7 protein-coding genes, 4 tRNA genes and 3 rRNA genes are annotated in these 13,051 nt (G+C 55.1%); all 14 read right to left on the bottom strand.

Annotated features, from left to right (window positions below; translation table 11 throughout):
* Positions 1 to 52: 52 nt before the first annotated feature.
* The 14 genes from MTP42_RS03170 to MTP42_RS03105 all read right to left on the bottom strand — a co-directional run bounded on the left by MTP42_RS03170 (position 53) and on the right by MTP42_RS03105 (position 13,014).
* Positions 53 to 955: a LysR family transcriptional regulator gene (locus MTP42_RS03170; protein ID WP_249257946.1), complete on the bottom strand. Its 903-nt coding sequence runs from the start codon at positions 953 to 955 to the stop codon at positions 53 to 55.
* A gap of 293 nt (positions 956 to 1,248) precedes the next feature.
* Positions 1,249 to 1,324 (bottom strand) — tRNA-Lys (locus MTP42_RS03165).
* Positions 1,325 to 1,327: 3 nt separating this feature from the next.
* Positions 1,328 to 1,402, bottom strand: a tRNA-Glu gene (locus tag MTP42_RS03160).
* Between the two features lie 7 nt (positions 1,403 to 1,409).
* Positions 1,410 to 1,526: ribosomal RNA gene (rrf, locus tag MTP42_RS03155) — 5S ribosomal RNA — on the bottom strand.
* A 124-nt stretch (positions 1,527 to 1,650) separates the two neighbouring features.
* Positions 1,651 to 4,485 (bottom strand): 23S ribosomal RNA (locus MTP42_RS03150).
* 206 nt (positions 4,486 to 4,691) lie between these two features.
* Positions 4,692 to 4,768 (bottom strand) — tRNA-Ile (locus MTP42_RS03145).
* Positions 4,769 to 4,771: 3 nt separating this feature from the next.
* Positions 4,772 to 4,847, bottom strand: a tRNA-Ala gene (locus tag MTP42_RS03140).
* Positions 4,848 to 4,974: 127 nt separating this feature from the next.
* Positions 4,975 to 6,485 (bottom strand): 16S ribosomal RNA (locus MTP42_RS03135).
* Together the 16S, 23S and 5S rRNA genes with 4 tRNA genes alongside form the textbook arrangement of a ribosomal RNA operon.
* A 409-nt stretch (positions 6,486 to 6,894) precedes the next feature.
* Positions 6,895 to 7,563 carry a sigma-70 family RNA polymerase sigma factor gene (locus MTP42_RS03130; RefSeq protein WP_117477378.1) on the bottom strand — a complete coding sequence of 223 codons (669 nt, stop codon included), beginning with the start codon at positions 7,561 to 7,563 and terminating at the stop codon, positions 6,895 to 6,897.
* A gap of 19 nt (positions 7,564 to 7,582) precedes the next feature.
* Positions 7,583 to 8,023: an anti-sigma F factor gene (spoIIAB, locus tag MTP42_RS03125; RefSeq protein ID WP_035395071.1), complete on the bottom strand. Its 441-nt coding sequence runs from the start codon at positions 8,021 to 8,023 to the stop codon at positions 7,583 to 7,585.
* Between the two features lie 2 nt (positions 8,024 to 8,025).
* Positions 8,026 to 8,340 carry an anti-sigma factor antagonist gene (locus tag MTP42_RS03120; protein ID WP_005936547.1) on the bottom strand — a complete coding sequence of 105 codons (315 nt, stop codon included), beginning with the start codon at positions 8,338 to 8,340 and terminating at the stop codon, positions 8,026 to 8,028.
* A 184-nt stretch (positions 8,341 to 8,524) separates the two neighbouring features.
* Positions 8,525 to 9,790, bottom strand: coding sequence for a folylpolyglutamate synthase (locus tag MTP42_RS03115; protein WP_249257945.1), 1,266 nt, complete (start codon positions 9,788 to 9,790; stop codon positions 8,525 to 8,527).
* Between the two features lie 4 nt (positions 9,791 to 9,794).
* Positions 9,795 to 10,304: a VanZ family protein gene (locus MTP42_RS03110; RefSeq protein ID WP_156066790.1), complete on the bottom strand. Its 510-nt coding sequence runs from the start codon at positions 10,302 to 10,304 to the stop codon at positions 9,795 to 9,797.
* 4 nt (positions 10,305 to 10,308) lie between these two features.
* Entirely contained in the window at positions 10,309 to 13,014 is a 2,706-nt protein-coding gene (locus tag MTP42_RS03105; protein ID WP_097772728.1) for a valine--tRNA ligase, read from the bottom strand.
* Between the last annotated feature and the right edge of the window lie 37 nt (positions 13,015 to 13,051).

The raw sequence follows: 13,051 nt of genomic DNA, 5'->3' as shown, positions 1-13,051 counted from the left end.
GAAATCGGCATGGTTTTCCATAACAAATCGTTATGGAAAATCAAGCCTTTTCTCAGAGCAACTTTTTGAAATTTTCGATAAACCATTGTGCTGCTTCACTTAGTTCATCACCTTCTGGTCGAACGATTCCAATCAGCAAAAATGGCTCACATCCGTTGATTTTCAGATTCTTAATGTCATAGTGTTTATACGGCTGGTGCATAAAATTGATGCCAAGGCTGCACAGGTCGGTCTGCATCAGCGCATTGATGGTCATGTGGTCGCTATTCGAGTAAATGGAATAATTCAAATCTTTGGTGCTGATAGCACCCAATGAGACCCGGTCCAGATGATGCTCCATAGAAAAGTAGTCCCGTACCGCCCCGATGAAGCGCAAGCTGGACAGCTCCGAGAAATCCACGCAGTCTCTCTCGTAATATGGGTGATTGGGTCCCACATAGACACAAGCCTCTTTTACATCGAGCGGTTCAAATTCCAAATTCTTATGTCCAAGGATATGCCGAAACGCCGCCAGTTGACGCTGTGCAATATAGACGATGCCGATTCCCGTCTGCCCGCTGGCCACCCAGTTGCTGACCTCTTCGACACTGCCCTCCTGATGCTCGACAATGTACTCTCTGCCCCAGTGCCGATAAAAATCCACCAGAAGATTCGTGATCATATTGCTGGGGTAAGTTGCCAACGTAAATTTTTTGCCATTGTGGTGCGTCGCCATCGAGCTGATCAGAGAAGCGTGTTTCAGAATGACTTTTGCATAATCGCGCACCGTTTCCCCATAGGGCGTGATTCGCAGCCCTCGGCTGCTCCGCTCCACCAGTTTTCGCCCCAGCTCTTTTTCCAGCGAGGAGATCACCTTGCTGACATTGGGCTGCGATGTATAAAGGCATTCTGCCGCTTGGCTGAAGCTGCCTTTTTCACATACAATGGTAAAATACTCTAGCTGTTTAAGTTCCATCTTCTTTCGCGATCTCCTGAATCCGGTCAAATATACCGCAGTTAGTTTTAGCTTACCTAGTATAGCATTCTTTCCAGTGCAGTGCAAGATTAAAATCACCGTTACGCAACCTAAAAAACGGAGCACCTTATAAAAGGTCTCCGTTTTGGGTGTTTATTGATTTATCTTATGATTTTAGTCCATGACCTCCAGCTACATTTTTCGATGGAAGCAAGGGATTCATTTTGTTTTCCAAAGAAAACAAAAAATCCGAACCCTTCTCCTATCGGAAAAAAGTTCGGATTTTGTTGTTGTGGTGCACCTCCAGGGACTCGAACCCTGGGCCCACTGATTAAGAGTCAGTTGCTCTACCAACTGAGCTAGAGGTGCATATGGTGACCCGTACCGGAATCGAACCGATGTTAAAGGCGTGAGAGGCCTCTGTCTTAACCGCTTGACCAACGGGCCATATAAAAGTCGGCGACTACCTATTTTCACGCGCCGTTTCCAGCGAACTATCTTGGGCACGAGTGAGCTTAACTTCTGTGTTCGGAATGGGAACAGGTGGAACCTCACCGTCATCGTCACCGACCAATATGACTGGTTCAGTATAACATTTTTGTTCTACTTTGTCCAGTATTTCTTGAAGGACGTGCCTTCAAAACTGAATAATCACTGCTCACATTTTGTCATTGACTTGAGAATTCAAGCGAATTGTGGTCAAGCCCTCGATCTATTAGTACACACTTGCTGAATGGATCGCTCCACTTACACATCGTGCCTATCAACCTCGTAGTCTACAAGGGATCTTACCTGATTGAATCAGTGGGATATCTTATCTTTGGGTCGGCTTCACGCTTAGATGCTTTCAGCGTTTATCCGATCCGTACGTAGTTGCCCAGCTATGCTCCTGGCGGAACAACTGGTGCGCCAGAGGTACGTCCGTCCCGGTCCTCTCGTACTAGGGACAGCTCCCATCAAATATCCTGCGCCCACGACAGATAGGGACCGAACTGTCTCACGACGTTCTGAACCCAGCTCGCGTACCGCTTTAATTGGCGAACAGCCAAACCCTTGGGACCGAATACAGCCCCAGGATGCGATGAGCCGACATCGAGGTGCCAAACCTCCCCGTCGATGTGGACTCTTGGGGGAGATCAGCCTGTTATCCCCAGGGTAACTTTTATCCGTTGAGCGATGGCATTTCCACTCACATACCACCGGATCACTAACTCCAACTTTCGTTACTGCTCGACCCGTCAGTCTCGCAGTTAGGCTCGCTTCTGCGTTTGCACTCTTTTGCTTGATTTCCGTTCAAGCTGAGCGAACCTTTGAACGCCTCCGTTACTCTTTAGGAGGCGACCGCCCCAGTCAAACTGCCCACCTAACAATGTCCCCCGACTCGATTCAGAGCCGCAGGTTAGAATTCCAATATCGCAAGGATGGTATCCCAACGGCCTCTCCGCCAAAGCCAAAGCCTTGGTTTCCCAGAGTCCCATCTATCCTGTGCATGCAACATCGAAACCCAATATTAGGCTACAGTAAAGCTCCATGGGGTCTTTCCGTCTTGTCGCGGGTAACCGGCATCTTCACCGGTACTACAATTTCGCCGGGCGGGCTGTTGAGACAGTGCCCAAATCATTACGCCTTTCATGCGGGTCAGAACTTACCTGACAAGGAATTTCGCTACCTTAGGACCGTTATAGTTACGGCCGCCGTTCACTGGGGCTTCGATTCAATGCTTGCACATCTCCTCTTAACCTTCCAGCACCGGGCAGGCGTCAGCTCGTATACGTCATCTTTCGATTTAGCACAAACCTGTGTTTTTGGTAAACAGTTGCTTGGGCCGATTCTCTGCGGCTCCATCTCTGGAGCACCCCTTCTCCCGAAGTTACGGGGTCAATTTGCCGAGTTCCTTAACAACCCTTCTCCCGTTGGCCTTAGAATCTTCTTCCTACCTACCTGTGTCGGTTTGCGGTACGGGCACCTCAGAAATACACACAGCTTTTCTCGCCATCTTCCATCTCAGACTTCGGTACTAATTTCCCTCGATCTCTACCGGAACCAACACCCGGCTCTGAGACTTCATATGTGTCCCTGTGCTTAACTCTTTTGGTGGTGACGGAATCTCTACCGTCTGTGCATCGGCTACGCCTTCCGGCCTCACCTTAGCTCCCGACTAACCTGGAGCGGACGAACCTTCCTCCAGAAACCTGAGGCTTTCGGCCATGCAGATTCTCACTGCATTCGCGCTACTCATTCCGGCATTCTCACTTCTATACACTCCACAGCCGCTTACGCTACTGTTTCTCCGCGTATACAACGCTCCCCTACCCAATACATTGCTGTATTGCCTAAGCTTCGGTGTCAGGTTTAGCCCCGTTAAATTCTCCGCGCAAAGACGCTCGACCAGTGAGCTATTACGCACTCTTTGAATGAGTGGCTGCTTCTGAGCCAACATCCTGGTTGTCTGCGTATCTTCACATCGTTTTCCACTTAACCTGACTTTGGGACCTTAGCTGTAGATCTGGGCTGTTTCCCTTTTGACAATGACATTTATCTGACACTGTCTGACTCCCAAGCATCAATACTCTGGCATTCTGAGTTTGATAAGCTTCGCTAACCTCTCGGCCGCTAGGCTATTCAGTGCTTTACCTCCAGGTATCTAACTTGAGGCTAGTCCTAAAACTATTTCGGGGAGAACCAGCTATCTCCGGGTTCGATTGGAATTTCTCCGCTACCCACAGTTCATCCGCCGCCTTTTCAACGGAGGTCGGTTCGGTCCTCCATGGAATTTTACTTCCACTTCAACCTGACCATGGGTAGGTCACCCGGTTTCGGGCCCATTATATGCAACTTAACGCCCTTTTCAAACTCGCTTTCGCTTCGGCTCCAGACCTTAAGTCCTTAACCTTGCTGCATACAATCGCTCGCCGGACCGTTCTACAAAAAGTACCCTATCACGCATTGACGCGCTCTAGGTGCTTGTAGGCACAGGGTTTCAGGTTCTTTTTCACTCCCCTCCCGGGGTGCTTTTCACCTTTCCTTCACAGTACTATACGCTATCGGTCACTGGGTAGTATTTAGGGTTGGAGGGTGGTCCCCCCGTATTCCGACCAGGTTTCACGTGTCTGGCCGTACTCTGGATCCTGCGCAGCTCTCTCCGTTTTCACCTACGTGGTTCTCACACTCTCTGACCGACCTTCCCATGCCGTTCGGTTAACAGATTAAGTCTTAAAAGCAGTCCGTACCCCGAAAGTATTTCTACTCTCGGTTTGCCCTCTTCCGCGTTCGCTCGCCACTACTTACGGAATCTCGTTTGATGTCTCTTCCTCGCCCTACTTAGATGTTTCAGTTCAGGCGGTTCCCTCAATACACCTATTTTGAATTTCAGTGTATTGTACCTGAGTATGAACCCAGGTGAGTTTCCTCATTCAGAAATCTCCGGATCAATGCTTATTTGCAGCTCCCCGAAGCTTATCGCAGCTTATCACGTCTTTCATCGGCTCCCAGTGCCAAGGCATTCGCCCTGCGCCCTTGTTCGCTTGACCTTTCAAACGTTCTTTCAGAACATTTGGTATCCTCTTGATTCTCTCTTTTGCCAACGAAGATTATTGTTACCCTTCCTTTTGAAATTGCAATATTTCTTAAAAGAACTTACTATAATCTTTGTTTCGCAGTTATTATTCAGTTTTCAAGGTACGTCTTGGTGATGTCCTTCAAAGCCCGGTCTCCCGAAACTTTGATTTTCATCACATGGTGGGCCAAAATGGACTCGAACCATCGACCTCACGATTATCAGTCGTGTGCTCTAGCCAGCTGAGCTATTGGCCCATGTGGTGGAGATTAAGGGAATCGAACCCTTGACCCCCTGCTTGCAAAGCAGGTGCTCTCCCAGCTGAGCTAAACCCCCACATAAGGTTTTGAGTAACCCCTTTTCAGGGCCCTCAAAATCGAACAATATCTACTCTGCTTGTATCTGTCACCTGTTCCAGATGGCCGACCATCTTCGATGTTCTTCCATCTGCCTGACTCCTTAGAAAGGAGGTGATCCAGCCGCAGGTTCTCCTACGGCTACCTTGTTACGACTTCACCCCAATCACCAGTTTTACCTTCGGCGGCGTCCTCCTTGCGGTTAGACTACCGACTTCGGGTCCCCCCGGCTCTCATGGTGTGACGGGCGGTGTGTACAAGGCCCGGGAACGTATTCACCGTGGCATGCTGATCCACGATTACTAGCAATTCCGACTTCGTGCAGGCGAGTTGCAGCCTGCAGTCCGAACTGGGACGTTGTTTCTGAGTTTTGCTCCACCTCGCGGTCTTGCTTCTCTTTGTTTAACGCCATTGTAGTACGTGTGTAGCCCAAGTCATAAAGGGCATGATGATTTGACGTCATCCCCACCTTCCTCCGTTTTGTCAACGGCAGTCCTGCCAGAGTCCTCTTGCGTAGTAACTGACAGTAAGGGTTGCGCTCGTTGCGGGACTTAACCCAACATCTCACGACACGAGCTGACGACAACCATGCACCACCTGTCTCTGCGTCCCGAAGGAAAATACTGTTTCCAGCATCGTCGCAGGATGTCAAGACTTGGTAAGGTTCTTCGCGTTGCGTCGAATTAAACCACATACTCCACTGCTTGTGCGGGCCCCCGTCAATTCCTTTGAGTTTCAACCTTGCGGTCGTACTCCCCAGGTGGATTACTTATTGTGTTAACTGCGGCACTGAAGGGGTCAATCCTCCAACACCTAGTAATCATCGTTTACGGTGTGGACTACCAGGGTATCTAATCCTGTTTGCTACCCACACTTTCGAGCCTCAGCGTCAGTTGGTGCCCAGTAGGCCGCCTTCGCCACTGGTGTTCCTCCCGATATCTACGCATTCCACCGCTACACCGGGAATTCCGCCTACCTCTGCACTACTCAAGAAAAACAGTTTTGAAAGCAGTTTATGGGTTGAGCCCATAGATTTCACTTCCAACTTGTCTTCCCGCCTGCGCTCCCTTTACACCCAGTAATTCCGGACAACGCTTGTGACCTACGTTTTACCGCGGCTGCTGGCACGTAGTTAGCCGTCACTTCCTTGTTGAGTACCGTCATTATCTTCCTCAACAACAGGAGTTTACAATCCGAAGACCTTCTTCCTCCACGCGGCGTCGCTGCATCAGGGTTTCCCCCATTGTGCAATATTCCCCACTGCTGCCTCCCGTAGGAGTCTGGGCCGTGTCTCAGTCCCAATGTGGCCGTTCAACCTCTCAGTCCGGCTACCGATCGTTGCCTTGGTGGGCCGTTACCTCACCAACTAGCTAATCGGACGCGAGGCCATCTCAAAGCGGATTGCTCCTTTTCCCTCTGGTCGATGCCGACCCGTGGGCTTATGCGGTATTAGCAGTCGTTTCCAACTGTTGTCCCCCTCTTTGAGGCAGGTTCCTCACGCGTTACTCACCCGTTCGCCACTCGCTCGAGAAAGCAAGCTCTCTCTCGCTCGTTCGACTTGCATGTGTTAGGCGCGCCGCCAGCGTTCGTCCTGAGCCAGGATCAAACTCTTTATAAATGATATTTATCACTTAAAAAGTGTTAAATCGTTTCGCTCAGCACGCAATCGCTTGCGTCCTGTGTGAATTACTTTGTTTGGAATTGTTTAACGTGTTTTTCCAACACGAAAATAGGTTCCGTTACAAGTTTTTCGATATTGTTCAATTTTCAAGGTCCTGTGCGCCTCAGCCTTAGCGGCTGATAGCTTATACATTTTAGCACGTTTGTGTTAGAATGTCAAGCACTTTTTTGAAGATTTTTTGAAGTTCTTAGAAGAACCAATCGACCTTCGTCACTTTTCATCCGTTTTTTCTGAAGCGCTTGTGTCAGACATCCGCCTGACAGTAATGTATTTTAGCACAGACTCAGACAAAAAGCAAGCCTTTTTTCACATTTTTCAAGAAAAGCCCTATTTTCTTTTGCACGGCTCATTCCAATAACCGCTCCCGCATTTTGCGCAGGATCTTGCGCTCCCGCCGGGAGATCTGTACCTGCGTGGTATGCAGTACTTTTGCCGTCTCACTCTGGGTGCGGTTGGCATAGAACCGCAGACGGATCAGGAGCCGGTCCTCTTCCGGCAGACTTTCCAGCACTTCGGCCAGGCCGATCTTATCCGCAAGTTCTTCCTCCGGAGATTCCACCGGGATATCTATCTGCCGGTCACTGTTCTCCCCTTCCGGGGTCAGGCTCAGGGCGGGCTGTGCAGCCTGGATCGCAAGTGTGATGTTCTCCACGCTCTCCCCCAGCTCTTCTGCCAGTTGAGAAAGGGTCGGCTCGGTGCCGCAGAGCTTCCTGTGATGTTCCCGCGCCGCATTGACCCGCAGTCCCAGTTCTTTTAAGGAGCGGCTGACCTTGACTGTGCCACCCTCCCGGAAGAGCTTTTTGATCTCGCCCAGGATTACTGGCACTGCATAGGTAGAAAAGCAGACCCCGCGTCCTTCATCAAAGCCGTCGGTCGCCTTGACCAGCCCCATGCAGCCAGCGCCGTAGAGATCATCGTATTCAATGCCCCTGCCCCGGAAGCGTCCGGCACAGGCGTGTACTAGCCCGAGGTTCTGTTCAATGAATGCACTGCGCCGGGTCTTGTCCGTTACCATGGTATTCCCTCATTTCCTTTTATGTAGAGGGCTTTTCCTCCAGATGCTTTGTCAGAATGACCCGGGTGCCCCGGCCGGGAGCGGAGCGCACACTGACTTTATCCATAAAGCTCTGCATAACCGCAAAACCGAGACCTGAGCGCTCCTCCGGGTTGCCGGTGGTGAAGAGCGGCTCCATCGCTCTGGGGATATCCGGGATGCCGACCCCTTTGTCTGCGATCACGATCCTGACCACCCGCCCCGGATAAACGGAGACTGTCATGGTGATGGGCCCCACCCGGTCGGGGTAGGCGTGGACGATGCAGTTGGTGACTGCTTCGGATACCGCCGTTTTCAGGTCCGCCAGCTGGGGCACGGTGGGGTCATACCGGGCCAGAAAAGCCGCTGCCGCACCGCGGGCATACGCTTCGTTGACGCTGAGGGAATCAAATTGGATCCTGGTCGTGTTTTCCGCTTTCATCTTCATTCCTCCTGTCCTGCATCCGTGCAGGGGATATTGGCCAGCCGCAGAACGCGGCGCAGCTGCTCCGGGGCGTGCTGAATACGCAGGGTTCCGCCCAGACTGCGGGCGCAGCGCTGGCGGCCCAGAATCAGCCCCACCCCGGACGAATCCATAAACCCAACCCCGCCCAGATCGAGCACCAGTGTTTTGGGGGTGCGGGCCAAAAGGGCATCGTCCAGCTGGATGCGCAGGTTCTGTGCGGCATCGTGGTCGATCTCACCTGCCAGATAGGCATAGAGCAGATCGTCCGCCGCACTGAATGTAACTGTTGCCATTTTCTGTCCTTTCCTTGCGTGAATCGCTCAGGCTTGTCCGGTCTGCCGGAGGCTTCCCCTTTCCGGGAGGTCGGCAGAGCGAAGCATAGCCCGAGCGGTTTCCTCTAAACCAAAATAAAAGAGCCTGTACACGTTTTCATCAGTGTACAGGCTCTTTCGGGCATATTTTAGAAAAGGGTGTCGCTTACTTTTCAGCCAGCAGATCGGCAGCCTCCAGTGCGATGGCTTCGCCGCCGCAGATCAGCAGGCCGCGGCGGCTGTTGGCCCGGGCAAGCTCCACGGCTTCGGCCAGGCTCCCGCAGAGCTCGGCATCAAAGTGGTAGCGTGCCTTTTCCAGCAGGCGCTCGGTCATGGCGGCATCCGTACCCACCGGGGGAACGAGGAACACCTTATCAAAGGGATTCTCGCTCATGCCGGGCATGGTGGTACGGTCTTTTTTCTGGGTCTCAGCCGTCAAGCCGCTTTCCAGCGCGGAGAAGAAGGCCTCGGCTCCTTCTTCCTCTGCCAGACCGATGACAGCGCTCAGGTGGCGCACCTTGGCCATGTTCAGGACGCGGAGCAGGGCAATGGCCTGCTGCGGGGTGCGGCAGGCATCCAGCACCACCAGCGGACGCTGGGAGAGGACCCGGATGCTGCTGCGGTTCTCCACAGCGGCCAGACCTTCCAGAATGGCTTCATCGGGGATGTCATAGCCCTTTTTGCAGAGGGCCAGGGCCAGCTCCACCGCAATGGCGGCACTGCCCGCCGCGTGACGGCCCAGGAAGGCCAGCGGCACGGTATAACCGCCGTAGTCCACACGGCTGGCGAACTTTTCGGCTTCGAGGAAGGTGATGTCATCGGGGTCCGGCACGACCAGCTCACAGTCTGCCTTACCGGCGGCCACGACGAGCTCACTGACCACAGCCTTGGGCTGCTCAGGCGCGGTGACGCAGATGCTGCCCTTGCGCATGACACCGGCCGCCAGCGCGGCGGAGCGCTCCAGCGAGGCGCTGATGCCGTCCGGGCCGATGGAGGTCACCGCACAGACCGGCATCTTGGGCAGGGCCTCGGCAAGCCCCGCATCGGGCAGCTCCACCACGGCCAGCGCACAGCCTGCCTCGCCAAAGCAGCGGGCAGCGGCAGCCAGCTCGGCGGCCGCACGGGGCAGGGTCTCCCGGGCGCTCAGGGTCTCGGCGGCCTGTGCAAGCAGCTCCGGTGCCACAGGCTCCCCATTCACCCGGATGCGGGCAGAGAGCGGCTCACAGCCTGCATGGTAGCTGCCGGTAACGAGACCGGCAGCTCTGAGCACCGCCGCCGTGAGGGCGGCGGCAGTCGTTTTGCCAGCCGTACCGGCTACGCCCAGATAATCCACCCGGCCTGCCTTGGCAGAGAGGGCTTCCTGCAGCTGCCGGGCCGGGGCAAAGCCCTCGGGCAGAGATGCAAAATAGGCATTTGCCTGTTCAATGGTCATTGCGTCAAACCTCGTTTCGATGTTGATAGAGAATGATGCACATCCGGATAAGCCCCAGCAGGATGAGCCCCACCAGCAGACCGGTCATCACGCCGGAAAAATCGATCCAGATATCGGTGACCTGGCCGCTGCGGCCCGGCACAAAGAGCTGGATGGTCTCATCAGTCAGGGCTGTGAGCAGGCCGCCCAGCATGGGCCAGGACACATGCTTGAAGAAGTGCCGGGTGTACACCCGCAGGCAGAGCATGAGCAGGAAGCCTTCCAGCAGATACTCGCAGAAATGCGCCAGCTTGCGCACGATGTGCATGGTAAGCCGGTCAGCGGCACCGGGAAGGCCCAGATGCCGCAGGATGCCCTGCAGTATCCCCAGTACCCGGCCGCTGGCCCCCTCGGACACATCCGCGATCTGCAGAGAGTTGGAGAAGATGAACACGATGCAGCCGATGAGGGCAAAGGTAAAGATCACCCGCCACGCGATGAGCCACGGGGAGGTGCGTTGATTCTGTTCCTGCATCCGCTTAGCCCAGAGCCTTGATGCTCTGCTCGATGTTGGCCAGCTTGCTCTGGCTGTTGGTGCGCTTTGCGCGGATCTCCTCCACCAGAGCAGCGGGGGCACGCTCCACGAACTTGGGGTTGGCCAGCTGGTTCTCAAACATGGCCAGTTCCTTCTCAGCCTTGGCCTTTTCCTTGTTCAGGCGGGCCAGCTCCTTCTCGCGGTCGATCAGTTCCATCATGGGGATAAAGCCGCGGGCGGTGTGGGTGGACACCTGCACCATGCCATCGGTGCTGCCCTCGTACTTTTCCGTAAAGGTCACGTCGGTGGCAAAGGCAAACTTTGCCAGATAGACCTCCGCATTCCGGAAGGGAGCGGGATCAGCCGTCTCGATGATCATGCTGGTCTTTTTGGCAGGATGGACATTCATCTCGGTGCGCATGGTGCGGACTGCCTTGATGTAGTCCATGACCTTTTCAAAGGCTTCCTCTTCCTCGGCCCAGTTGTGTGCCTCGTCAAAGGTGGGCCAGCTCTGGGTCATAATGGTCTCGGCGGAGCCGGGCAGGGCCTGATACAGCTCCTCCGTGATGAAGGGCATGAAGGGATGCAGCAGCTTGAGGGCCTTGTCCAGCACATACACCAGCACACGGCGGGCGGTATCTGCCTGCTCTGCATCGCCGGAGTTCAGGCGGGGCTTTGCGATCTCGATGAACCAGTCGCAGTAGACATCCCAGATGAAGCTGTTGATCTTGGCCGCGGCCAGACCCATCTCGAAGTGGTCGAGGTTGTCGGTCATGGCACCGGCCACCTGATTCAGCTTGGTCAGCACCCACTTGTCGCTCATGTCCAGCTTGCTCTCCTCAGGCAGGCCGGGCTGGAAGTCCTCGGGCAGGTTCATCAGGACAAAACGGGTGGCGTTCCACAGCTTATTGGCAAAGTTGCGGGCAGCCTCCACCTTCTTCTCGCTGTAACGCATATCGTTGCCGGGGGTGGAACCGTCCAGCAGCATGAAGCGCAGTGCATCCGCGCCGTACTGGGCAATGACCTCCAGCGGGTCGATGCCGTTGCCCAGGCTCTTGGACATCTTGCGGCCCTGGCTGTCGCGGACGATGCCGTGGATACAGACAGTGTCGAAGGGAGCCTTGCCGGTGTAGGCCAGGCCGGAGAAGATCATGCGGCTGACCCAGAAGCCGATGATATCATAGCCGGTGACCAGCGTGTTGGTGGGGTAGAAGTACTTCAGGTCCGCGCTGTCCTCATTGGGCCAGCCCAGAGTGCTGAAGGGCCACAGAGCGGAGGAGAACCAGGTATCCAGCGTATCGGGGTCCTGGGTGAAGTGGCTGCCGCCGCACTTGGGGCAGGTGCAGGGCATCTCTTTGGCGACCACGGTCTCGCCGCAGTCATCGCAGTAGAAGGCCGGGATCTGGTGGCCCCACCACAGCTGACGGCTGATGCACCAGTCGCGGGTGCCCTTCATCCAGTTGAGGTAGTTCTTGGTAAAGCGCTCGGGCACGAACTTAATCTCGCCCTTCTCCACGCTCTCGATGGCGGGCTTTGCCAGCGGCTCCATCTTGACGAACCACTGCTTGGAGACCATGGGCTCGATGGTGGAGTGGCAGCGGTAGCAGGTGCCGACCTCGTGCTTCAGGGGCTCGATCTCCTTCAGGAAACCGCCCTCCTTCAGGTCTGCCAGAATGGCCTTGCGGGCCTCGAGGGTGGTCATGCCGGCGTACTTGCCGCAGTCCAGCACCTCGGGCTCGTTCACGGTGTTCTTGCCTGCGGCAAACAGTGCATCGGCAGCGGCCTTATCGGCAGCACCGGTCATGTGGCCGTCATAGGTGAACACCCGGACAATGGGCAGATCATGGCGCAGACCCACTTCAAAGTCGTTGGGGTCGTGGGCGGGGGTGATCTTGACGACACCGGTGCCCTTGGTCATATCAGCGTGCTCGTCGCAGACGATGGGGATCTCCTTGTTCAGCAGGGGCAGGACAACATGGCAGCCGTGGAGATGGGCATAGCGGGGGTCCTCGCCGTTGATGGCAACAGCGGTATCACCCAGCATGGTCTCGGGGCGGGTGGTTGCCAGCTCCAGCATCTCACCGGTCTCCTTGACCGGGTAGAGCAGGTGCCAGAAATTGCCGTCCTTTTCCTCGTACTCCACCTCGGCATCCGAGATGGAGGTGTTGCAATGGGGGCACCAGTTGACCATCCGGTTGCCGCGGTAGATCAGGCCCTTGTCGTACAGGCGCACGAACACTTCCTTGACGGCATCCGAGCAGCCCTCGTCCATGGTAAAGCGCTCCCGCTGCCAGTCACAGCTGGTGCCCAGCTTTTTCAGCTGGCTGACGATGCGGTTGCCGTACTTGGTCTTCCAGTCCCAGGCGCGCTCCAGGAAACCGTCGCGGCCCACCATCTCCTTGGTCAGGCCCTCGGCACGCATGGCCTCCACGACCTTGGCCTCGGTGGCGATGGATGCGTGGTCGGTGCCGGGCACCCACAGGGCGGCATAGCCCTGCATCCGCTTGGTGCGGATGAGCACATCCTGCATGGTGTTATCCAGCGCATGGCCCATGTGGAGCTGGCCGGTCACGTTCGGAGGGGGCATGACGATGGTGTAAGGCTTCTTGTCGGGGTCCGCTTCCGTGTGGAAGTAGCCGCCGTCCTGCCAGAACTGGTAGATACGGTCTTCCACCTGGCTGGGATCGTACTGTTTTGCGAGTTCTTTCATTGTATCCTCCCAAAAATGTGATGAGTGGGACGAAAAA

Source organism: Faecalibacterium sp. I2-3-92 (assembly GCF_023347315.1).
In the GTDB taxonomy this organism is placed as follows: domain Bacteria; phylum Bacillota; class Clostridia; order Oscillospirales; family Ruminococcaceae; genus Faecalibacterium; species Faecalibacterium duncaniae.
This window is presented reverse-complemented; position numbering and strand designations above follow the sequence as displayed.

Coding starts and splice junctions, on each gene's coding strand:
- MTP42_RS03170 (WP_249257946.1), bottom strand. CDS start 955: ATGGAACTTAAACAGCTAGAGTATTTTACCATTGTATGTGAAAAAGGC.
- MTP42_RS03130 (WP_117477378.1), bottom strand. CDS start 7,563: ATGGTAACGGACAAGACCCGGCGCAGTGCATTCATTGAACAGAACCTC.
- spoIIAB (WP_035395071.1), bottom strand. CDS start 8,023: ATGAAAGCGGAAAACACGACCAGGATCCAATTTGATTCCCTCAGCGTC.
- MTP42_RS03120 (WP_005936547.1), bottom strand. CDS start 8,340: ATGGCAACAGTTACATTCAGTGCGGCGGACGATCTGCTCTATGCCTAT.
- MTP42_RS03115 (WP_249257945.1), bottom strand. CDS start 9,790: ATGACCATTGAACAGGCAAATGCCTATTTTGCATCTCTGCCCGAGGGC.
- MTP42_RS03110 (WP_156066790.1), bottom strand. CDS start 10,304: ATGCAGGAACAGAATCAACGCACCTCCCCGTGGCTCATCGCGTGGCGG.
- MTP42_RS03105 (WP_097772728.1), bottom strand. CDS start 13,014: ATGAAAGAACTCGCAAAACAGTACGATCCCAGCCAGGTGGAAGACCGT.